General features: G+C 63.6%; 21 protein-coding genes and 2 tRNA genes. 7 read left to right on the top strand and 16 right to left on the bottom strand.

Features of this window, described 5'->3' with window-relative positions:
• Positions 1–38: 38 nt before the first annotated feature.
• The 9 genes from L5876_RS05295 to L5876_RS05255 form a co-directional block, all read right to left on the bottom strand.
• Entirely contained in the window at positions 39–641 is a 603-nt protein-coding gene (locus tag L5876_RS05295; protein ID WP_236955056.1) for an energy transducer TonB, read from the bottom strand.
• A gap of 208 nt (positions 642–849) precedes the next feature.
• A complete protein-coding gene (locus L5876_RS05290; protein WP_236955055.1) occupies positions 850–2,364 on the bottom strand; it encodes a tetratricopeptide repeat protein in 1,515 nt (504 codons plus the stop codon).
• 90 nt (positions 2,365–2,454) lie between these two features.
• Positions 2,455–3,069 carry an energy transducer TonB gene (locus L5876_RS05285; RefSeq protein WP_236955054.1) on the bottom strand — a complete coding sequence of 205 codons (615 nt, stop codon included), beginning with the start codon at positions 3,067–3,069 and terminating at the stop codon, positions 2,455–2,457.
• Between the two features lie 9 nt (positions 3,070–3,078).
• Positions 3,079–3,483 (bottom strand): biopolymer transporter ExbD, encoded by a 405-nt coding sequence (locus tag L5876_RS05280; protein ID WP_039718651.1) that lies wholly within the window; start codon positions 3,481–3,483, stop codon positions 3,079–3,081.
• A 32-nt stretch (positions 3,484–3,515) separates the two neighbouring features.
• A complete protein-coding gene (locus L5876_RS05275) occupies positions 3,516–3,926 on the bottom strand; it encodes a biopolymer transporter ExbD (protein ID WP_039718650.1) in 411 nt (136 codons plus the stop codon).
• Between the two features lie 4 nt (positions 3,927–3,930).
• Positions 3,931–4,449 (bottom strand): MotA/TolQ/ExbB proton channel family protein, encoded by a 519-nt coding sequence (locus L5876_RS05270; protein ID WP_039718649.1) that lies wholly within the window; start codon positions 4,447–4,449, stop codon positions 3,931–3,933.
• Positions 4,450–4,473: 24 nt separating this feature from the next.
• Positions 4,474–5,856: a MotA/TolQ/ExbB proton channel family protein gene (locus tag L5876_RS05265; protein WP_236955053.1), complete on the bottom strand. Its 1,383-nt coding sequence runs from the start codon at positions 5,854–5,856 to the stop codon at positions 4,474–4,476.
• Between the two features lie 25 nt (positions 5,857–5,881).
• Positions 5,882–6,607: a DUF3450 domain-containing protein gene (locus tag L5876_RS05260; protein WP_272906871.1), complete on the bottom strand. Its 726-nt coding sequence runs from the start codon at positions 6,605–6,607 to the stop codon at positions 5,882–5,884.
• 570 nt (positions 6,608–7,177) lie between these two features.
• Positions 7,178–7,252, bottom strand: a tRNA-Gln gene (locus L5876_RS05255).
• 123 nt (positions 7,253–7,375) lie between these two features.
• Between L5876_RS05255 and L5876_RS05250 the strand changes: the two genes are divergently transcribed.
• Positions 7,376–7,452 (top strand) — tRNA-Pro (locus tag L5876_RS05250).
• A gap of 143 nt (positions 7,453–7,595) precedes the next feature.
• Positions 7,596–9,374, top strand: coding sequence for a signal peptide peptidase SppA (gene sppA, locus L5876_RS05245; RefSeq protein WP_236955052.1), 1,779 nt, complete (start codon positions 7,596–7,598; stop codon positions 9,372–9,374).
• A 3-nt stretch (positions 9,375–9,377) separates the two neighbouring features.
• On the opposite strand, the gene L5876_RS05240 is transcribed toward sppA, so the two are convergent.
• Positions 9,378–10,556, bottom strand: coding sequence for a DUF3667 domain-containing protein (locus tag L5876_RS05240; protein ID WP_236955051.1), 1,179 nt, complete (start codon positions 10,554–10,556; stop codon positions 9,378–9,380).
• Between the two features lie 68 nt (positions 10,557–10,624).
• Positions 10,625–12,283, bottom strand: a complete 1,659-nt coding sequence (locus tag L5876_RS05235) for a peptide ABC transporter substrate-binding protein (protein WP_236955050.1) — start codon at positions 12,281–12,283, stop codon at positions 10,625–10,627.
• A gap of 220 nt (positions 12,284–12,503) precedes the next feature.
• On the opposite strand from L5876_RS05235, the gene L5876_RS05230 reads away from it, so the two are divergent.
• Positions 12,504–13,022, top strand: a complete 519-nt coding sequence (locus L5876_RS05230) for a hypothetical protein (protein ID WP_236955049.1) — start codon at positions 12,504–12,506, stop codon at positions 13,020–13,022.
• A gap of 18 nt (positions 13,023–13,040) precedes the next feature.
• Positions 13,041–13,754, top strand: coding sequence for a hypothetical protein (locus tag L5876_RS05225; protein ID WP_236955048.1), 714 nt, complete (start codon positions 13,041–13,043; stop codon positions 13,752–13,754).
• Between the two features lie 349 nt (positions 13,755–14,103).
• Here L5876_RS05225 and L5876_RS05220 read toward each other — a convergent pair whose 3' ends face one another.
• Genes L5876_RS05220 through L5876_RS05210 form a run of 3 tightly spaced genes read right to left on the bottom strand, consistent with a single transcriptional unit; the run spans position 14,104 to position 16,172 of the window.
• Positions 14,104–15,006, bottom strand: coding sequence for an ABC transporter permease (locus L5876_RS05220; protein ID WP_236955047.1), 903 nt, complete (start codon positions 15,004–15,006; stop codon positions 14,104–14,106).
• A complete protein-coding gene (locus tag L5876_RS05215) occupies positions 15,006–15,938 on the bottom strand; it encodes an ABC transporter permease (RefSeq protein WP_236955046.1) in 933 nt (310 codons plus the stop codon). Before L5876_RS05215 ends, L5876_RS05220 begins: the two co-directional genes overlap by 1 nt.
• A 51-nt stretch (positions 15,939–15,989) precedes the next feature.
• Positions 15,990–16,172: a hypothetical protein gene (locus tag L5876_RS05210; protein ID WP_236955045.1), complete on the bottom strand. Its 183-nt coding sequence runs from the start codon at positions 16,170–16,172 to the stop codon at positions 15,990–15,992.
• A 114-nt stretch (positions 16,173–16,286) separates the two neighbouring features.
• On the opposite strand from L5876_RS05210, the gene L5876_RS05205 reads away from it, so the two are divergent.
• Positions 16,287–17,210: a hypothetical protein gene (locus tag L5876_RS05205; RefSeq protein WP_236955044.1), complete on the top strand. Its 924-nt coding sequence runs from the start codon at positions 16,287–16,289 to the stop codon at positions 17,208–17,210.
• On the opposite strand, the gene L5876_RS05200 is transcribed toward L5876_RS05205, so the two are convergent.
• Positions 17,207–17,968, bottom strand: coding sequence for a DUF1499 domain-containing protein (locus tag L5876_RS05200; protein WP_236955043.1), 762 nt, complete (start codon positions 17,966–17,968; stop codon positions 17,207–17,209). The two genes, L5876_RS05205 and L5876_RS05200, sit on opposite strands and share 4 nt — an antisense overlap.
• Before the next feature lie 39 nt (positions 17,969–18,007).
• Positions 18,008–18,676, bottom strand: coding sequence for a pyridoxamine 5'-phosphate oxidase (pdxH, locus tag L5876_RS05195; protein ID WP_236955042.1), 669 nt, complete (start codon positions 18,674–18,676; stop codon positions 18,008–18,010).
• Positions 18,677–18,772: 96 nt separating this feature from the next.
• On the opposite strand from pdxH, the gene L5876_RS05190 reads away from it, so the two are divergent.
• Together L5876_RS05190 and aroC are read left to right on the top strand one after the other, a co-directional pair.
• Positions 18,773–19,273 carry a J domain-containing protein gene (locus tag L5876_RS05190; protein ID WP_236955041.1) on the top strand — a complete coding sequence of 167 codons (501 nt, stop codon included), beginning with the start codon at positions 18,773–18,775 and terminating at the stop codon, positions 19,271–19,273.
• Positions 19,274–19,342: 69 nt separating this feature from the next.
• On the top strand, positions 19,343–20,434 hold the full coding sequence (gene aroC / locus L5876_RS05185; protein ID WP_236955040.1) for a chorismate synthase: 1,092 nt from the start codon (positions 19,343–19,345) through the stop codon (positions 20,432–20,434).
• The last annotated feature ends 387 nt before the right edge of the window (positions 20,435–20,821 follow it).

Here is a 20,821-nt window from a genome sequence, read left to right as displayed (position 1 = left end):
GAAGAAGGGCGGCACCAGATGGTGCCGCCCTTTTTCGTTCAGTCCGCGATGCGGAAGTCGAGATTGGTTTGACGTGAGCGGCGGATCACATCCTGACCGTCTTCCCGCCGTGGATTGAAGCGCCATCGCTGAACGGCCCGTTCGGCATTCCGGACAAAGCCCGAGTTGGAGCAATTCGCCGAAATGTTGAACGGCGTGCCATCGGCAGCGATGTCGTAAACAACGAGGCAGCTGCCTTCGATCCTGCGTGAGAGCAGACTGTCCGGATAAACGGGATCAAAGCGGACAAGAGGCGTTTCTTCGCGGTTCGCCGCGACATAGATACCCTGCTGCTGGACCGTCGGCGGTTCGATTGTCGGCAAGGTTCCGATATCGACCGCCTCTGGCGCGGCATCAACCGCTGCGCGGGTCACCTCAAGACGGATCGGCGGCGGTGGTGGATCGATCTGAGTCGTCGGCAGTTCGGGCCGGACTTCCGGGGGCGGAAGCGGCTCGACCGTCGGGAAGATGTCGATGTCATAATCGGGAATAGGTGCTTCCTGGCGATACTCGACCGTGATGAGTGTCATCATGCCGAGAAACAGGAAGAAGGTGACAGTCGCGGCGGCGGGCATACCGGCCGCAAGGCGTGCAATGCGCATGTGAAGCCTCCCCTGGCTTGTTTGCCGGGCACGGCTCCTCTGCCCCTGCTTCGGATAGATGCCGTTACCCGATAACAGTTACAAGATAACATTGCGATTGTGTCATGATCGGGGCAAGCGGGCCGGATTTCGACGCACTGCGGCCGAAACGGCAAAGAAAAAGGCCCCGGCGAACCGGGGCCTTGATCATTTCGGGATTGGAAAGCGTTTAGCCTTCCTGCGTTTCCGCATTGGCATTCGCCGCACCTGACGGGTCCTGCTCGGCCTGGTCGCCGATCGGATCACCGAACTGGTTGTAGTAGCGCTCGCACTCTTCCGGCAGGTCGAGCAGAAGGCGGCCGGTTTCCGGATCGACGCGGCCCAGCAGCACCGAGGTGTCGCGCTGGTCTTCGACCGAGAAGCGGCAGGAGTCGCGCTGAAGCTGTTCCAGGATCCGGGGGCGTTCCTGTTCGAAGCGGATTTCCTCGCGCACGAACCGGGCCCAGCCTTCCGCAGTCCGGCGGGATTCGCCGAATTGCGCACCGCGGTCGAACGCCTCGATGGCGCCCTGGCGGTTGTTCAGCTCGTAGCGGATATTGCCGAGGAGAACCCAGGCGTTGCCCGTCTGGCGGAGACCGCCGCGGTTCAGCGCCTGCTCGATTGCCTCGGTCGCAGCCGCCAGTTCGCCCTGCTGGTAGAGGGCTTCACCGAGCTTCAGATAGTTCTCGCCGGTATTGGTCATCTGGGCGAGCTGACGCAGCACCGGGATGGCTCGGTCCCACTCGCGCGCCTGACGCCACATATTGGCGAGCAGTTCGACGTTATCGGTATTCCGCTCGACGCGGCCGGCATTCATCTCGCGCTCGAGGATGGACGCGCCGCGATAGGGAACATCGTAGAAGCTGTAATACTGGGCGACGCGAACGATTTCGCGACCCTCGGTCAGCATCCCGTTGATATACATGATCTTGTTGACTTCGAACGCCTCTTCCTCTCGGCCATTCTGCGCCAGAAGCGATGCGTAGGACGTCCAGATATTCTTCTCGGTCGGCCAGCGGGCGGCCATCTCGCCGATGATCCGCATCTGGTCGGCGGTGCGGTCCAGCGACTGGTAGTAGTACAGCACCAGGTTGAAGTGCCGGCGCTCGCGCGGATTCGCCCCCTCGAACGCCTGCTCCGCATAGCGCAGGCCTTCCTGGAAGCGGTCCGCCTGGGCATAGGCCTGGGCCAGCATCATGGCGAGGCGTTCGTTGATCTCGCCGCCGGCACGCGCCGCGGCCAGGATTTCATCGATGCCTTCATTATACCGTTCGGACGCGATCAGCAGCTGACCGATATTGATCCGCAGTCCGACCGTTTCTTCCGTCGTCATGATCCCGGTCGCGATCGCCGCGCGCCAGTCCGTGATGGCCTGGTTCAGGCGTTCGGTCTCGTAATAGGCCCGGCCGCGAAGCTGCAGCGAAATCATCCGCTCATAGGGCGTGATCCCCGAACGGGCGAGTGCGCGATCCAGCTGGGTGATCGATTCCTGCCACTGGTCGTTGGACTGAAGCTCCTGCGCCCGCAGAACGATTTCACCGATTTCCGCCGAGAAGGAGCGGTTCTGCGCTTCTTCCTCTTCCTGCACGACCATGCGCAGGGCCGAGGCGTCCGGCGCGGCGAAACCGATCGCGCCCGCCACGAAGACCGCCGACAGCATCAGCCGGAAGCGGGACAGGTTCTGGGCTTTCGTAGACAGCATCATTCACGCTCTCCTGCGCGCCGGTAACCGGCGCCAACTTCAGGCCCTGGGCCTATTCTCGCCGCCAGAGGCGGCCGTCAGATCTGTCCGGCTCTAGTCGTTGAGCTGGAAGACGAACTGGGTTTCCACACCGGAACGCGACACCGGAACGCCATCAACGATCTTCGGATTGTAGCGCCAGCGTTCGACCGCGCGGCGGGCCGCACTTTCGAACAACGAGCTGGAGCACTGATAGACGTTGATATTCGTCGGCGTACCGTCCGGCGTCACGTCGAAGCGGACATTGCAGGTCCCCTCCACGCCCCGCTCGGCGGCGCGCGGCGGATACTGCGGTTCGATCCGCACCAGAGGCTGGGCGTCACGGTCGGAGACCGAGAAGTTGACGCTGTTCGAGTTCAGCTGCGGCGCTTCGAACCGCGGGATTTCACCCACGATGGTCGACAGGCCTTCGGTCGGCTGCTGCGCCCGCTGACGCTCGATTTGCGGCGGCGGGGGCGGCGGCTGGACCTGATCCACGTCGCGGATGTCGACGTTTCGCTGGCGCGCCAGTTCCTCGACTTCCGGGCGGATGTCGATCTGGATTTCCTCGCGCGCCTCTTCCTCGATCTGGCTGTCGGTGAAGATCAGGGCCCGCATCAGCATGAACAGCGCGAAGGTAACAATCGCCGCGATCGGAATGCCGATGATCAGTCTCAGAAGTCCTGGCATGACGGCCTCCTAGTTGTTCCGCGTCGAAATGTTCACGGGCACGCCCATGTCCCCGAGGATATCCTGGACCTCGAAGACAAGACCGCTGCTGGCCCCCGCATCGCCCTGGATCATCGCCTCGGCACGCGGGTTTTCCTCGATCAGCTGCTCGATCGCGCCCCGAACGCCGTTGATGTCGTAGACGCGGCGGTTGATCCACACCTCGTCTGCCGCGGTGACGGCGATCAGGATCGACGGGCGCTGGCGCTCGGTCGTGGCCGCGTCGGGACGGGTCACGTCCACGCCGGGCTCCTTCACGAACACCGAGGTCACGATGAAGAAGATCAGCAGGATGAACACGACGTCCAGCATCGGCGTCATGTTCAGCTCGATCTCTTCCTCTTCGGTATTCACACGGCTAGCTCTGCGAGCCATGACTTACTCCATTTCTTTCGCGCGGCCGCCCATCACTGCTGCGTACGCTGAGCAGGTTGGACCGAAACCGGGATACCGTTCGCCTGCATGTCGTCCCAGATCAGCACCACGATGCCGTGATCGGCCTCGTATTGCGGTGCGATCAGAACGGCGCTGCGCGGGTTCTCGGCGCGGAAACGCGAGACCGCGGCCAGCACGCGTTCCGGATCGGTCTGCTGCTGGTTCACGAACACCCGGCCCTGGTCGTTCACGTCGACCAGGATGACCGGTGCCGGATCCGTCGGCGTGTCTTCCGACTGCGGCGGCGGCTGCATGTTCAGGCCCTCTTCCTGCAGGAAGGTTGCCGTCACGATGAAGAAGATCAGCAGGATGAAAACGATATCCAGCATCGGGGTCATGTTGACCTCGGCCTGGTCGTTCGCCCTGTTTTTTCTGCGTCTCATCTGATTACAGCCCCAGTTCGAGATCGTCGGCCAGCGCAGCGGTACGATGCTGCGCCATGCGTTCGATCTGGTTGGAGAACAGAAGTCCCGAGAGCGCAGCAACCATGCCGGCCATGGTCGGGATCGTCGCACGCGACACACCGGCCGACATGGCGCGGGCATCGGACGATCCCAGGATGGCCATCGTGTCGAACACCGAGACCATGCCCGTCACCGTGCCCAGCAGCCCGAGCAGCGGGGCGATGGCGACGAGAGTCTTGATCAGTTCGACATTCTGGTAATTGCGTTGTTTCACCTCGGAGATCAGCTGGTCGCGGATCGCGTGAGCATGCCAGGACTTGTGATCCTCGCGTGCCGACCATTCGCGGACGGCGCGCTTGGAATGTCCCTTCTCGGCGAGACCGAAATACACCAGCCGTTCGAGGATGAAGGCCCACATGACAAACGTAGCGATCATGATCACCACGAGCACGGGGCCTCCCCGCTCGAGAAACTCCTGAAGGCCTGTGATAGCCGCATCCATGTGCGTGCCTCCTTCAGTAGCCCCTTAGGACGGACGACGTTCTTCGGCGGAACGCGCAACCATGCCGGCAGCCTGTTCTTCAAGCACCTGCTGGACACCGCGAGCGAAGCTGGCAGCGAAGCTGTGGATGAAGAGGAGCGGGATGGCCGACACGAGACCGAGCACCGTGGTCACGAGGGCTTCCGAGATACCGCCGGCCATGATCTTCGGATCGCCGGTACCGAACAGGGTGATCTGGGTGAAGGTACGGATCATGCCCGTAACGGTACCCAGCAGGCCGAGCAGCGGCGCGATACCAGCCGCCAGCTTGAGGAAGTTCAGACCGAATTCGAGCTTCGGCGTCTCCCGCAGGATGGCTTCGTCGAGCTTCAGCTCGATCGTTTCGATGTCGCGGTCCTTGTACTCCTCGTACACGCCCATGACACGGCCCAGCGAATTACCGCGGGACGGGGTCGAACGGCGCTTTTGCGCAGCGACCGCCGCCGATTCCAGCATCAGCTGGACCAGGCGCAGCAGGCCGAAGGCGACCGAGATCGCGAGCAGGCCGAGGATGATGTAACCGACGGTCCGGCCCTGGGCGATACGCTCCTGCAGGTTCGGCACGTCGCGGTAGATGGCCAGCAGGCCGCCGCGGGACGGGTCAACCGGACCCATCACGATTTCATCGGACGTCGCATTCGTGACGCGGCTTGCCGCGTTGACGATGTCGGCCGGGGGCTGACGCTCCAGCGGCGACAGGTCGTAATTGCCGTTCTCGCCTTCGTTCCACTGGACGAAGGTCACGCCGCCGTCATTCGCCCAGGCGATGAACGGACCGACGCGGGTCACGGAAACCGGCTGACCGCTGCCCAGACCATTGACCACGCGATCGAAGGTGACGACCTGACCTTGCAGGATCATCTCTTCGGTCATGCGGCGGTGGATCTGGCTCAGCTGCTCGGTGCCCGGAAGCGCACGGCTTTCGGACAGTTCGACCAGCGTTGCGGTACGGTTCGGCACCTGCGCGGAAATGATCGAGGCGTCGATGATCGATGCGAATTCGCCGGCCGTCTGGCGGGCCGCACCGAACAGTTCGCCGAATTCACCCTGCGCTTCACGAAGCTGGCCACCCAGTTCGTCGATGCGGGCTTCGTTTTCGTCGTACTGCGCACGGATGCCGGCAGCCTGGCCTTCCAGCGCGCTCAGCTGCGAGCGGGCCTGGGCAAGGAGAGCCGACTGCTGGCCGCGGGCTTCGCGGAATTCCTGCAGGCGGCGCTGGTTTTCTGCGCTCATTTCCCGCGAGTCCGAACGGACGCGGTTGAGCAGTTCGCTGATGGAGGAAGCCGGCTCGGTCTGAGCCATGGCGCTTCCGGCGAGCGCTGCACCCATCGAGAGGGCGGCAGCGAAAATCTTGAAGGACTTGTTCATCGCGTGAATCTCCGTCTCTCGAGGCCTACTGAGCGTCTTCCGAGCCCGGAATCGGCGCGGTGAAGAGGTCAGGCGTGGTGACTTCCTGCGCGATACGGAATGCGCTGGTCACAGCGGCGTCGCTCGCGCCCGTCACGCGCTCCCAGTCACTATTGTACTGGGTTCTCGCCATCAGGTCGCCGTTCGGCATGTCGCGGATCAGGGCGACACGGCCGATGCGGAGCGTGGTGACGTTCGTCGGGACGCCGTCGATGTCGATCGTCTCTTCATAAGAGTCGATCTGGCGGCCATAGGACGCCTCGATGTCGTAGGCGTTCAGGATCAGACGATAGCGCTCGGCCGCGGAAATTTCCGGGTTGTCGAGGTCTTCGTACAGGTTCGCGATGCGCTCCTGACGGTTCTCGACGTTGAACGGCAGGTCCAGGTTCACGAAGTTTTCGAGGTTCTGAACCATGTCGCGCATCATCGGCAGGATTTCGACGCCGACATTGTCGACGCGGCCGATCTGCTGCTCGAGCGACGCGATTTCGTTTTGTTGCGCCTGCAGGAAGACCCGCTGCTGCTCGATATAGAGCCGCTGCGATTCGATCTGCTGCTGGAGCGCGCGGAACTGCAGCTCGTCATCGGTTGCCGCATCGTCCAGGTCGTCGATCTGCCGCTGAGCCGCCGCCGCGTCTTGCGTCGCCTGCTGAGCGGTACGGATCACATCGTTGATCTGGGCCTGAGCTGCGCCGCCGGCCACTCCGGTCAAGAGAGCCGCCGCAACGGACGCGCTGAGCCAATACCTCATCTTCGCCATGTCTCGCCTCACAATGATCCGGACGGGGCATGCAGCCTCCGCCCTGGAATTTCCCCTCGGTTGTCAAACCGGCGCCAACCGCCGGAAAAAGCCCCAGTTAGATGACCACTGAAACAGCGGTCCTGAATCCGGAAAACACTTCCGGTTACGCGAATCCCTAAACGACGTTGGAGACAGTGCTGTGAACCCCTTCCCCTGCGGCGGTTGATCCGCCGACGTATCGTCCAAGACGCTTCGCGCCATTCACCGCCGGTCACGCTAGCGTCCTGTTGCGCGCCGATCAATACACCCTTCCCATATCCTGCTGCGATGGACATCGATTCCGGGACGACTTTCTCCTTTGGCGGGCGAGACACGCGATGATGCTCGCCCCGTGGGCGAAACGCTGCAGCCAATCCGCAAGTTCCGTTATGATATTACATTTCTATGAAGAATGCGAGATCAAATTTGCGTGTGGTCGTGCAAACGCTGTTCCGGGCGGTAGAAATCGCCCGGATGAACGCATCGGATTTTCAGGAAGGGTGGCTGGGGCGCCAGGATTCGAACCTGGGAATGGCGGTACCAAAAACCGCTGCCTTACCGCTTGGCGACGCCCCAATCCGTGGTCCGTCCGGACCGCGTGAGCGGGGTAGATAGCGGCAAGCTGCGATGGATGCAACGGGGCTGCGCGGTATGCGTTGCACACCCCTGAATCTGCCGCTATAAGCCGCGGCCTCGGTTCGGAGTATAGCTCAGCCTGGTAGAGCACCGTCTTCGGGAGGCGGGGGTCGCAAGTTCGAATCTTGCTACTCCGACCATTCTTTCCCGCCCCCTCAGAAAACGTCCGCTGTCGCGCGAATCCGGCTCGCCCGGGACTCCTGACATGCGCGTCCCCTCGACCGTGCCATGCACCACCTCTATAGATTCCAGTTCAAACGGAAACGGCGAGTGGTAGCGGGTCATGAAACAGTTCTGGGTCACCTTCTTCGGATCGATCTTCGGCGTCATCGTCGGATCCGTGATCACGATGGTGTTGGGCGTCTTCCTCATCGTGGGGCTGATCGCCTCCGCGGCACAGTCGTCCGACCCCGCCCCGGTGATCCCGTCGGCCAACGTGGTCCTGTCCCTCGACTTGCGCGAGGCGCGCAGCGACCAGCCAAGCCGTTCGCCCTTCGCCTTCGCCGACCCGCTGTCGACCGTCGATCTCGTCCGGGCGCTTGAACGCGCCGAGGGCGATTCGCGCGTGTCCGGCCTGTTCATCCGCGCAAACGAATACGGCCTGCCCCCGGCTCAGGCCGAGGAGATCCACCGCGCCATCGCCGCCTTCCGCGCGTCGGGCCGTTTCGTGATCGTCCATGCACAGGGTTTCGAAGGGACGTCGGCGACCAACTACTTCGCTGTTTCCGGTGCCGACGAGATCTGGCTGCAGGATACCGCGACTTTCTCCGCCTCCGGCCTTTACGGCGAAGTGCCCTTCTTCGGCGGCCTCCTCGAACGGTTCGAGGGCCGCGCCGAATTCATCCAGTTCGAGGACTACAAGAACGCGCCGAACAGCTACACCGAATCCGGCTTCACCGATGAACACCGGGAAGCCACGCTCGGCTATTTCAACGGCATCTTCGACACCATCATCGAGACCGCCGCGGCCGATCGCGGCCAGACGCCCGAAGCGATGCGCACCCTGATCGAGGATGCTCCCTATTCCGCCGAACAGGCGCTGGAGGCGGGCCTCGTCGACCAGCTCGGCCAGGTCGTTGATGCGCGCCAGGCGGCACTCGACCGCGCCGGTGCCCGCCAGCTGACCGACATTTACGACTACGCCGACTCGGCCCTGATGCATCAGAGCGGACCGGTCATCGCACTGATCGAGGGTCAGGGCGCGATCGTCACGGGCAACGCCCTGCCGGGCCTGTTTGGCGGTGACGAGATGATCGGCAGCGATCTGATGTCGGAATCCATCCTCAACGCCGCGCGAGACCCGAATGTCCGGGCCATCGTCCTGCGTATCGACTCACCCGGCGGCTCGTCGATTGCCTCCGACCAGGTGTGGGACGCTGTGCGCCGCGCCCGCGAAGCGGGCAAGCCGGTCGTCGTATCGATGGGCGGGGCGGCCGCGTCCGGCGGCTACTACATCGCTGCGCCGGCCGACTACATCGTCTCCAACGCCACCACGATCACCGGCTCGATCGGTGTCTATGGCGGCAAGATCAATCTGCACGACACGCTCGGCCTGGTCGGTGTCAACATCGAACCGATCTCGGTCGGTGGTGAATTCACCGACGCCTATTCCGGCCAGACCGACTGGACCGACGCCCAGCGCGCCGAACTCGAATCCATGCTCGGCGATATCTATGCCGACTTCACCGAGCGGGTGTCCGAAGGCCGTGTCATCCCGATCGAACGCGTGCTCGAGATCGCTCGCGGCCGCGTCTGGACCGGCGCGCAGGCGCTCGAACTGGGCCTGGTCGACGAGATCGGCGGCATGCGCGAAGCTGTTGCGGCTGCCCGCTCGCTGGCCGACATCGAGGCTGGCGCTCGGGTCAATCTGCGACGCTACCCGGCCCGCCCGACACCGTTCGAAGCCTTCCAGGCGATGTTCGGCGTCACGGCAGAGTCCGCCGAAACGCTGGCCCAACTCAACGCCCTCATGGAGTTGCCGGAAGTGCGTGCTGCCCTCGAGGCCCGCGGCATGTCCGGCCGGGGCAATGAGCTGCGCACGCCGGCCCAGCAGCCGAACTAGCCGTCAGGCAAGGAACAGTCCCACGGCCAAGAGCAGCAGAAATGCGACAGTCAGCACGATCAGGTAGATCAGATCGAGCAGGACCACGCGGACGAGCGACTTGAAACGGCCGTTCAGATAAACGCGCCTGTGGAGCCGGTAGAGGTAGAAATTGCTCCACAGCATGAAGACCAGCACGCCCCATCCCCCGATCAGCGGGCTGGCGAGGATGAGTGCGGTCATCAGGAAAAACAGGAAGGAATGGAAGTGAAGGGAAACGACCAGATGGTCGTACAGGAAAATACCCCGCCTCCAGAAATGCATGAGCGCCAGCAACAGGGCATAGATCGGCAACAGCACGAAGATCAGCCTGGGCGTCCATTCCTGAACGGCCCGCCACCAGCTGTCAGGGTCCTGGATCGCATGGCCCAGACGGTCGGCCAGGTAAGAACGCGCTGAATAAGGCAGCCAGTCTGCCCCATCAGCCTCGACGGTCAATGTCGTCCCGTCCGCCAGTTCGCGAGAGACGGGCACGCCCGTGTCGTCTTGCACGGCATCGGGATAGTCCTCAGGCAGAAGCGCTTCGCGTATCGCCCGTTCCATCTCGTCGCGGCGCTGCTGTTCCTGCGCGCGCTGAACAAGCGGATCCGCCTCGATATCGCGCTGAGCCTCCTCGGCTTCGCCCACCTGTTCGCGGAGTTGCGCAAGTTGCGCAGCGATCTCGGGATTGTCTTCTTCGGCCTGCGCCAGTGCGCGTTCGGCTTCGGCCAGCTGCTCGCCATCGGAATTCGAACCGTCGAACATGGTGCTGTCGATCGAGAACACCAGGAAGAAGGCCAGGCTCGCCACGATGAAGAGGCGGAAGGGCTGGACGTAACGCGCGCGCACGCCGCTCAGATAATGGCGCGTGATCCGGCCCGGCCGGAACATCAGGGCCGGGATGGTGCGCCAGAACCGGCCGTCGAACGAGAAGAAGCCGTCGAGGACTTCCAGCACGAGCGACCACACCGGCCGGTGAAAGGTATCGGCGTCCTGCCCGCAACTGTGACAGATCGGACCCTTGAGGGCCGTACCGCAATTCGAGCAATGCCCCTCATCGCCGGCGGACGGAAAGGCCGACTTGCGGCGTTCATTTCCGGAAAAGATGGCGTCGGCGGCAACCGCGTCGGTGACCGCGTTATCGATAAGATCCGAACCTGACATGAAACTTCCCCCCGGCCGCGGAATCTACCGCCGGTCGGGGGGAAGGAACAAGGGAAGCGTGCGGCGGATTATTCCGCGGCGTCTTCGGTGCCGGCCGGCTCGACGTCGGAATTGACGTCGGCGAAGCACAGCCAGCGCGTCCGGTTGATACGCAGGATATTGTCCGTCCAGCCGGTCACGTTCGGGTTCACCAGCGCCTTGTTGACGTAGAACACGATCGGGATCAGCGGCATGTCGTCGAGCAGCATCTGCTCGGCTTCCGCCAGGATTCCGGCGCGGACTTCCATATCCTGTTCGCGGTTGCCGCGCGCGACCAATTCGTCATAGGCCGGGTTGCGGTAGCGCGAATAATTCATCGGGATCGAGTTGGTCTCGCCCAGATAAAGGAAGCTGTACGCGTCGTTGAAGTCCGCGATCCAGCCGCCGTCACCGACCTGGAAGTCAGCGGCGCGGAGATTTTCGTAGTGGATCTGCAGTTCGATCTGCGTGATCGAGACATTCACCCAGTCCGCGATGCTCTCCCAGTCCTGTTGCACGACCGGCGCGATGCGCGGGTTATCGGCGGAGGAACGGTAAGTGTATTCGAACTCCAGCGGATTGTCGGGGCCGAAGCCGGCCTCCATCAGCAATTCGCGGGCGCGTTCGCGGCGCGCCTCGATCGGCTCGTCGGCCCAGCTCACGCGGGCATCGTTCGTGTAGTTCGCGACCCCCGGCGGAACCAGCGAATAGGCCGGCTGCTGACCGGCGCGGTAGATTTCCTCGGCGAGGAAATCGCGGTCGATCGACATGCCGAGCGCGTTACGCACGCGGGCATCCTGGAAAGTCGGGTCTTCGAGGTTCAGCGCGTAATAGACGGTGCCCATATACGGGGCGACGCGAACAAATTCCGGCGCTTCCTGGCGCAGGCGGTCGATGTGCTGACCCGGGAATTCGTTGTTCAGGTCGAGCTCGTTGTTCAGGACGCGGCGCACGGCGGCCGAGCTGTCGATCGTCGGATAGTAGAAGACTTCGTCGATGCAGACGTCGTCATTGCCGTAGAAGGTCTCGTTGCGCTCGAGGTGCACGAAGTTGTTCGTTGCCCACTCGACGAGGCGGTACGGCCCGTTGACCACGATATTGCGCGGCTGGATCCACTGATCGCCATACTCCTCGACCACGTGCCGCGGCACGGGGAAGGTCGTATAGTGGGTCAGGAGACCCGGAAGATACGGGGCCGGATAGTTCAGGCGGATTTCCAGAGTGCGGTCGTCTATCGCGCGCACGCCAACTTCCGACGGCGGCAGCGCGCCCGTGTTCACTTCCTGGGCGTTCACGATCGGGTAGAGCAGCGACGCGTATTGCGACAGCGTTTCCGGGTTCAGGATCCGCTGGAAGGCGAATTCGAAATCGCCTGCCGTCACCGGCTCGCCGTCCGACCATTGCGCGTCGCGCAGATGGAAAGTCCAGGTCAGACCGTCTTCGCTGATGTCCCAGCTTTCCGCCATGCCCGGAATGGGTTCCGCGTTGATGTCCTCGGTCGTCAGGCCGATGAACATGTCGCCGATGATGTTGTTCTCCCACGTACCACTCGCCTTGTGCGGATCGAGCGTCAGCGGTTCGCCGGAATTGCCCCGGTGAATGACAACAGTATCGGAATCGACTTCACCACCGCCGCCACCGCAGGCAGCAAGAGCGAATGCGGAGGCCCCGAGGGCCAGAGCGGCAAGCACCGAACGATTGCGAATCATGGTCGCGGATCTCCCCTGTATTTCCCGAACGCCTGGCATCCAGACGCCGAACGGCGTGAAGCGGTCGACAGCCTCTCGCCGCTCACGCATAGTCCTTGATCGAAGCGATCATGAACGAGTGTCTATGAACGTGCGATTACCATTAGCTGCAATCACCCTGCTCACGCCAGCCTTGGTACTGTCAACGGCAGCACAAGCGCAAGATGCCGAGCAATCGCCCTTGCGTCCGCTGTTCGCCTGTCAGGACATCGCGGGCGATGCCGAACGCCTTGCCTGCCTTGACCGGGAGGTTGCCGCCTTGCGCGCCTCGGAAGACGAAGGCCAACTGGTCGCGGTGTCCCGCCGCGAGATCGAGGAAGCCGAAGAAGCTTCTTACGGCCTGTCGATCCCGAATTTTTCGCTTCCCTCCTTGCCCCGACTGGGCTTTGGCCGCGGCGAAGGCGAGGGCGAAGCCACCGTCACCGAAACCGATACCGGGGCACGCATTTTCAGGGATTCCGACGGTCGCATCGATCAGGTTATCGGACAGCCGATCGTCGCGGTCCGCACGGGTGCCCAAGGGCGCTATGTCTTCGAACTCGCCAACGGCCAGATCTGGCAGCAGGAAGACTCGACCCGCGTTTACGTGCCCCGCAATATCGAGGGCCACACCGCGGATATTCGGAGCGGCGCGCTCGGCTCGCACCTGATGCGCATCGACGAGCAGAACCGCTGGTTCCGTGCGGTCCGCATCCGCTAATCCGGTCAGGAGCAAATCATGTCCCGCCTTACGTCACTTCGCGTGCTTCTTGTCGCCGGTACGGCATTCACCGGCTTCGCAGCACCCGCATTCGCGCAGGAAACCGACCCGGTCGACGCCGTTATCGCCTGCCGGTCGATCGCCGACCCGGCCGCGCGCCTGGCCTGTTTCGACAACTCGTCCGGCGATCTCGCTGACGCGCGGGTCTCCGGCGAACTCGTGACAGTCAGCCGCTCCGACATCGTCGCGGTCGAACGCGACGGTTTCGGCTTCGATCTGCCGTCCCTGCCCCGCATTTCCATGTCGCTGTTCGGCCGCGGCGAAACCAATGCCCTCGATCCGGAGGCCATTGCCGCGGAAGCCGAAGAGCGCATTGCTGCCCTGCCCGCGGCCGAGCCCGGCTCGCCGGCCGCTACACGTCCGCCCGCGCCGCGCCCGGCTGAACCGGCCGCCGCCCCGGCGGAAGACGAAGGCGTAACGATTGTGCGCCGCGACGATGACGGCTCCATCGAGGAGATCTCGATGGTGATCGAGCGGGCCCGCGAATACAATTACAACCAGTACCGCTTCTATATGGAGAACGGTCAGGTCTGGCGTCAGGTCGATACCGAACGCGTCCGCCTCAACCGCAACAGCGAGAACACCGCAGTAATCCGCCGCGCGGCCATGGGCAGCTATCTCATGCTGATCAACGATCGCGGCACCGCGATCCGCGTGATCCGCGAGGAGTAGTCCGCACACACCGCCAAAGAAAAAGCCGCTGGGCGTCCGGCGGCTTTTTTAGTTTCAGCTGAATTTGTACGACGAAATCAATTTTTGTAGGGCAAGTCACTCGCAAGCCGAAGCGATACCACTGCAGCGATCACCGAGACGAAACCCGCCCAAAACGCGATCGACAAAACAGGGATTTGGAACGCCATCGCAATTCGGACGAACTGACCAAGGCATTCGACAAACGACCCGCGCGTCGAACCCGCGACACTACCGGATAGTGTGATCACGCTGCCGACGACTGCGAACCCAAGTAGCAAAACCGAGCACGCGAACAGTCCTGCAATCAGAACCGGCCGCATCGCCTCCCCTACCGGTCCTTCGGGTCGATCGCGTCCCTGAGGCCGTCGCCGATGAAGTTGAAGCAGAACAGCGTCAGCATCATCGTCGCACCGGGCCAGATGAGCGTCCACCACGCCACTTCCATGTCCTGCGCGCCATAGGCGATCAGGCGGCCGAGCGAAGTCAGCGGTTCCTGAACACCGAGGCCGAGGAAGCTGAGGAAGCTTTCCGCCAGGATCACGACCGGAATGGTCAGCGTGGCATAGACCACGACCGGGCCGAGCACGTTCGGCACGATATGCCGCTGGATGATCGACAGGCGCGACACGCCCGCCGCTTCCGCCGCCTCGACGAACTCCATCCCCCGGAGCGCGATGGTCTGGCCGCGCACGATGCGCGCCATGGTCAGCCATTCGACCGCGCCGATGGCGACGAAGATGAGGATGATGTTCCGCCCGAACACCACCATCAGGATGATCACAAAGAAGATGAAGGGCAGCGAATACAGGATGTCCACGATCCGCATCATGAACTGGTCGAGCCGGCCGCCGACGAAGCCCGCCGTCGCCCCCCAGAGAACGCCGATGGCCAGCGACACGCTGGTCGCGACCACGCCCACCGCCAGCGACATGCGAAGCCCGATCAGCACCCGCGCGAACAGGTCCCGGCCCTGCGCATCGGTGCCGAAGATGTGGAGGTTCTCGAAGGTCGGCGGCAGCCACACCGCATCCCGGTAGATGGTCGCGTGATTGTGCGGCCAGACATAGGGGCCGACGATTGCCAGGAGGACCAGCAGGCCGAGAATAACCATCGAGGTCACAGCAGCACGGTTGCGCATCAGGCGCGCGCGCGCGTCGTCCCACAGCGAGCGGCCCTTGATCGCGCTCTGCTCGAGCAGCTCCGCGTTCGGATGTGCGTTCTGGGGGGCCATTACTCGTACCTCACCTTCGGATTGAGGACGCCGTAGAGCAGGTCCGCGAGAAGGTTCAGCGTGATGATCAGCGTTGCATAGAGGATCACGACACCCATCACGACGGTGTAGTCACGCTGCAGCGCCGCGGTCACGAACTGACGTCCGATCCCGGGCAGCTGGAAGACCTGTTCGATCACGATCGAGCCCGTCACCAGCGCGGCCGAGGCCGGGCCGAGATAGCTGACCAGCGGCAGGACGGCGGCGCGCAGGGCGTGCCGCGTGATGACCACGCGCGACGGCAGGCCCTTGGCGTGCGCGGTGCGGATATAATTGGAACGCAGCACTTCGATCATGCTCGCCCGCATCAGGCGGGAGATAATCGCAATCTGCGGCAACGCCAGCGTCACGACCGGCAGGATCAATCGGTCGGGCGTCATGCCGAGCCGCGGATCGAGTCCGCCTGTCGGCAGCCAGCCGAGATAGAGGCCGAGCGTCAACGCCAGCACGGGCCCCATCACAAAGGGCGGGATGGTTATCCCCACCATGGCGAGGCCCATTACCCCGAAGTCGGCGGGCCTGTTCTGTCTCAAGGCGGCGAGAGACCCCAGTATCGACCCCATGAAAATCGCGAGCGCGATCGACAGCGCGCCGATCGTCGCGCTGACGGGGAAGCCCTCGGCGATGATTTCCGACACCGTCTTGTCGCGGAATTTCAGAGACGGTCCGAAGTCGAACTGCGCGAGATCGCGCATGTAGTTGAAATATTGTTCGTGCAGCGGCCGGTCGATGCCGAAATGCGCCTCGACATTGCGGCGCACCTCTTCCGGCATGGGCCGTTCGGTGTCGAACGGACTGCCCGGCGCGGCCCTCATCATAAAGAAGGCCACGGTAATAATGATCAGGATGGTCGGTATGGCGACGAGAAGCCGCCGAAGGATGTAGCCGAACATGCCGGGAGTCCTGCCCTGTTTTGCTACAGTTTCATGCTGGCGCGGGACTCGTCAATCAAGGGCGGGTTGCAGCGCGGTTGCATTCGCAGCGACCGGCAAGGGCGCGCGCACAACAGGGTTTGTCGTTTCAGAATAAGCGGTTACCGCCTGAAGTGCGGCAACAGCGAGGACCAGCCAGACGGCCCTTCGAATACGGGCCGAGACAAAATTCACGATACGAATCCAGGCTGGCATGACACGCTCCCGAAGTGTTCGGGGCTTCCCTAGCAAGGCCCGGACCGGTAAAGGGGCATGGGTCCGTGACGTGGGGGCGTCGCGGATGTGGACAGGCGAGGACGGAAGCCTTCGATGAATTCGAACACGCTGTGGTGGACCGACTGGGACTATCAGGACGGCATCGTCTCTGTGCGCAGCACCGGACAGAAGCTGCCCGTCAAAGGCCGGTTTCTCTGGGTCTGCTTCAACTGGTTCATCTACTACCTCTGCATGGAAGCCTGGCGCGCCGGCTCCATCGCACGCCGCGGGCCCCGCGTCGCCTTCATGCCGGGCCGCCCCAGGCCCTGGTATTTCATCTGGCCGGCCCTGCATGCCGCCGGTGGCCGCATCGTTTCCGATCCCGGACAGGCCGACATCGTCATTTATTTCGAGGACGCGACTGCCGCGAAGGCGCATGATCGCCCCGAAGCCCGGCTGACCCTGAATTTTGCCTGCACCGACGTGACCAAGTCGCGCGTGAACACGGTGTTCGAACAGGTGTTTGGCTATCCGCTCCGGATCGACCCGCTCACGGCGTCGGAACTGGTTGTCGAGAAGTCCGAAACCAATGGCGCTCACGATGGCCGGGTGCGGCAGGCCCCGTGCGAACCCCTGCCCGGTTGCGTCTATCAGCGCCTGATCGATAACCGCATAGATGCCGACCGGGTCGAGGATTTCCGCTGCCTGGTCGTCGGCGGGAGAATCCCGTTCGGCTTCCTGAAGCGCCGGCCGGTCGACCGCCGCTTCATGAACTTCAATTGCGAAGTCCGGCTGGCCGAGAACCAGGACTGGTTGCTGCCGGGCGAACTGGAAAAACTCGAAGCCTTTGCCAGCGCCATGAGTCTCGACTGGGGCGCGCTCGACGTGCTGCGCGATCGCAATGACGGCCGCATTTATGTGGTCGACGTGAACAAGACGAATATCGATCCCCCGATCGCCCTGCCGCTCCGCGACAAGCTGAACGCCACCAAGCGCGTCGCGCTGATGTTGCGCCAGATGGCCGGCAAGCCGGACTAGTCCAGCCGGTCGCGTATTTCCCGCTCGATGACAGTCAGCCGGCGCGCATTCCGCCCGCCGTCCCGGCTGCCGGTCCGCGCCGCCGCGCGATAATCCAGCAGTGCTTCGCCAGCTTCAGTTGTCGATAGCCGGATCACGATGTCATCGGTTTGCGCATACCAGAAGCTTTCAATGGTCAGTTCGACCATGCCGCGCCGGCGCGAAACCGAACCCACGCGCCAGCGCCGGTCGCGCGCCGTTTCAAGCAGGGCGTCGAAGACGGCATCAGGCGGCGCGGTGAAGCGCACAGGCTCGATCACCGCTTCGGGGCGATAGCCATCGGCGAAGTCCAGCGTATTCGCCTTGACGCCCCGGCGAAGCGTGAGGGCCTCTGTGAAGGCCGGCGGATCCTGCCCGTCAGTGGTGACTTCGGTCACGGCGGGCTGAGCGTTGTAGATAAAAGCTGCGGTCAAACTCACGGTGAACGCGATCGCCGCGACCGTTTGCCCGCAGACCGGGACCCAGCTACCTGGAGGCAGTTCGCGGCTCGACCGGCGGTACACAATAAGAAGCGTCAGCGCGGCCAAACCAGTGACGAGAAAGAACCCGGCCAGAATGACGCCCCAGAACAGGGTCAGCCGCTCGAGCGCATAATTGCCCTCGGCAAGGCCCAGTTTCGGGCCCAGCGCGCACACCGCGAACCAGATCGGCAGGCCGATCAGCCCGACGAAACAGACCATCGATGCGGTGTCGTAAAGGCGGTGCTGTCCTGGTCCCATATTCGGCAATCCCCCCGGTTTGCCGCGACGGATACTCCGTTAAGGATACAGTCTTGTGCGCCTCCAGAGCGAATCTTCGTTTTCGCGGGTCAGCTGAAGCCGGTCATGCAGCCGGAATGGACGGTCGCGCCAAAACTCCATCTGCGTCGGCACCACACGGTATCCGCTCCAGTGCGGCGGACGCGGCACTTCGCCGAGACCGAAGCGCGCTGCCTCTTTCGCGACCGCCTTTTCCAGCGCGAACCGGCTTTCCAGCGGTCGCGACTGTTTCGAAGCCCAGGCCCCGATTCGGCTGTCGCGGGCGCGGCTCGCGAAATAGGCATCGGCCTCGTCAGGACTCACGGTTTCCACGGCACCACGAATGCGCACCTGGCGGCGTAGCGACTTCCAGTGAAAGCAGATCGCGGCCTGCGCATTGACGCCCAGCTGCGTGCCCTTCGCGCTTTCCGTGTTGGTGTAGAAAACGAAGCCGCGCGCATCGACGCCTTTCAGCAGGACCATGCGCACATCCGGCAGACCACTTGCGTCGGCGGTGGCGAGCGCCATCGCGTTCGCGTCGTTCACCTCTTTCGCCTTGGCGTCCTCCAGCCATTCGGCGAACAGGGCGAAGGGCTCGTCGCGGTCGAAGATCTCGGCCGCATTGGCCGCGCTCGCGGTTTCATAGTCCTCGGCAGACGGGCTGGGCGGGATCAGGTCTTTTTTCGCCACGGCATTCTTTCCTTCCAGGACGTTTCCGGGCGGGAATCTAGCACGCGCCGGATTTCGTCAACCATTCCGGAAGGGTCAGCGCACTAGCGTGCCGGCATGAGAGCGGATCCGAACCAACTGGCAGACGCATTCCGCACGCTTGGCCTCGCGCCGGGCGCGACGCTTGCCGATGCCAAAAAGGCGTTCCGGGACCGGGTGAAGACGCTTCACCCTGACCGCAGCGCACCGACCGAAGCCTCGCTCGCCGCACTTTCGAATGCCATTGCCGCAATGCGTCTCATCGAGTCGGCCGGACTGTTTGAGGCCGAAGTCTGGATTTCACCGGAGCAGGGCTGGACCGGCGTCACGCGCTTGGTATCCGTGGGGTTCCGCCGCGAATTCGTTCGCATTCCCCCGGGGACCACAGACGGCACCGTCATTCCGGCAATCGGCGATCCTTCGGCGCGCATCACGATCCGTTACCGGGAAGAGGCTGGAGACTGGACCGCCGATCTGCCCGATACGGATGCCATTCAACGCTTCATCGCCGACTTCGCCGCCCCCTCGCCCGCCGCCCGGTTTGCGCGTTGGGCCCGCACGCCGCGCAGCGCCGCGTGACGCCCGGCCCTCATCGCACTATCGTCCGCCCCGATTGATCGCCCGGAAGCCCGCACGGGGCAGAAACCCATGTCGCACAACACGTTTGGACACCTCTTCCGCATCACCACCTGGGGCGAAAGTCACGGCCCGGCACTCGGCGTCGTCGTCGATGGCTGTCCGGCCGGCATACCCCTGACGGAGGATGACATCCAGCCTTGGCTCGACCGCCGCAGGCCGGGCACCAGCCGCCACGTCACCCCGCGCCAGGAAGCCGACCGTGTACGCATCCTGTCCGGCACGTTCGAGGACGACCGCACCGGCGGTCCGGTCACGACCGGCGCGCCGATTTCCCTGATGATCGAGAACACGGATGTGCGCTCGAAGGACTATGACGCGATCCGCGATCTCTGGCGGCCGGGCCATGCCGACTACACCTACGACGCCAAATATGGCGTGCGCGACTATCGCGGTGGCGGCCGGTCCTCAGCCCGTGAAACCGCCGCGCGGGTCGCCGCCGGTGCGATCGCCCGGAAAATCATCGGCGACGGCGTGTCCGTCCGCGGCGCGCTGGTCGAAATGGGCGGAAAGCCCGTCGACCGTGCACGGTGGAGCTGGGACGCGACACTTGAGAACCCGTTTTTCTCGCCGGATCCGGCAGTCGTCCCCGAATGGGAAGCGCTTCTCGATTCTCTGCGCACGGACGGCTCTTCGACCGGCGCAATTGTCGAGATCGTCGCCAGCGGCGTGCCGGCCGGCCTGGGGGCACCGGTCTATGGCAAGCTCGACGCCGACCTGGCCGGTGCGATGATGTCGATCCCGGCGGTCAAGGGCGTGGAAATCGGTTCGGGTTTCGAAACCGCGCGGATGCGCGGGGAAGACGCGGCCGACGAAATGCGCATGAGCGAAGCCGGTCCGGTCTTCACCTCCAACCACAATGGCGGAGTGCTGGGCGGCATCTCCACCGCTCAGGACCTCGTCGTGCGCTTCGCCATCAAGCCGACTTCCTCGATCCGGATCGAGCGCAAGACGCTGAACCGGGATTTCGAGGAGACAACCATTTCCACACGCGGGCGCCATGACCCGTGCGTCGGAATTCGCGCCGTCCCTGTCGGCGAAGCCATGATGGCGATTGTGTTGGCCGATCATTGGCTTAGACATGCCGGTCAGTCCGCGTTGTGAACAAACCTGACTGAACCGTTCATCCTGCGCTCATGGCGGACGCGTTAACCCTTCCGCAAGCTCGTCGATTACTGCGGCGAGATAACGAAGGAGACCTTGCCATGAAGCTGTCCTCCCGGACATTGCTGGCCGCTCTCTCGTCCGCTGTTCTCTCTGCAGGATTCGGAGCCTTTACGGCTCCGTCGGCACTCGCTGCGCCGATTTTGGACGAAGAGATTTCAACCATCGTTGCGCTGCAGGAAGAACCTGGAGGCCGAGGCCGCCACGGCGAACGTGGAGCGACACCGCGCACCCCGAACGAAGGTCCGGGTGTGGAATATCGGGACGGCCGAGGCCGCGGCGATGGCCGGGGCGGCGGTGGTGCCCGCGGCGGCGGCGGGAATGATG

Origin of the sequence: Hyphobacterium sp. SN044, assembly GCF_021864465.1 — a bacterium.
Lineage (GTDB): Bacteria > Pseudomonadota > Alphaproteobacteria > Caulobacterales > Maricaulaceae > Hyphobacterium.
This window is presented reverse-complemented; position numbering and strand designations above follow the sequence as displayed.

Coding starts and splice junctions, on each gene's coding strand:
- L5876_RS05240 (WP_236955051.1), bottom strand. CDS start 10,556: ATGTCAGGTTCGGATCTTATCGATAACGCGGTCACCGACGCGGTTGCC.
- L5876_RS05275 (WP_039718650.1), bottom strand. CDS start 3,926: ATGAGACGCAGAAAAAACAGGGCGAACGACCAGGCCGAGGTCAACATG.
- L5876_RS05225 (WP_236955048.1), top strand. CDS start 13,041: ATGTCCCGCCTTACGTCACTTCGCGTGCTTCTTGTCGCCGGTACGGCA.
- aroC (WP_236955040.1), top strand. CDS start 19,343: ATGTCGCACAACACGTTTGGACACCTCTTCCGCATCACCACCTGGGGC.
- L5876_RS05200 (WP_236955043.1), bottom strand. CDS start 17,968: ATGGGACCAGGACAGCACCGCCTTTACGACACCGCATCGATGGTCTGT.
- L5876_RS05280 (WP_039718651.1), bottom strand. CDS start 3,483: ATGGCTCGCAGAGCTAGCCGTGTGAATACCGAAGAGGAAGAGATCGAG.
- L5876_RS05270 (WP_039718649.1), bottom strand. CDS start 4,449: ATGGATGCGGCTATCACAGGCCTTCAGGAGTTTCTCGAGCGGGGAGGC.
- L5876_RS05295 (WP_236955056.1), bottom strand. CDS start 641: ATGCGCATTGCACGCCTTGCGGCCGGTATGCCCGCCGCCGCGACTGTC.
- L5876_RS05265 (WP_236955053.1), bottom strand. CDS start 5,856: ATGAACAAGTCCTTCAAGATTTTCGCTGCCGCCCTCTCGATGGGTGCA.
- L5876_RS05210 (WP_236955045.1), bottom strand. CDS start 16,172: ATGCCAGCCTGGATTCGTATCGTGAATTTTGTCTCGGCCCGTATTCGA.
- L5876_RS05205 (WP_236955044.1), top strand. CDS start 16,287: ATGAATTCGAACACGCTGTGGTGGACCGACTGGGACTATCAGGACGGC.
- L5876_RS05220 (WP_236955047.1), bottom strand. CDS start 15,006: ATGGCCCCCCAGAACGCACATCCGAACGCGGAGCTGCTCGAGCAGAGC.
- L5876_RS05190 (WP_236955041.1), top strand. CDS start 18,773: ATGAGAGCGGATCCGAACCAACTGGCAGACGCATTCCGCACGCTTGGC.
- sppA (WP_236955052.1), top strand. CDS start 7,596: ATGAAACAGTTCTGGGTCACCTTCTTCGGATCGATCTTCGGCGTCATC.
- L5876_RS05285 (WP_236955054.1), bottom strand. CDS start 3,069: ATGCCAGGACTTCTGAGACTGATCATCGGCATTCCGATCGCGGCGATT.
- L5876_RS05215 (WP_236955046.1), bottom strand. CDS start 15,938: ATGTTCGGCTACATCCTTCGGCGGCTTCTCGTCGCCATACCGACCATC.
- L5876_RS05290 (WP_236955055.1), bottom strand. CDS start 2,364: ATGATGCTGTCTACGAAAGCCCAGAACCTGTCCCGCTTCCGGCTGATG.
- L5876_RS05235 (WP_236955050.1), bottom strand. CDS start 12,283: ATGATTCGCAATCGTTCGGTGCTTGCCGCTCTGGCCCTCGGGGCCTCC.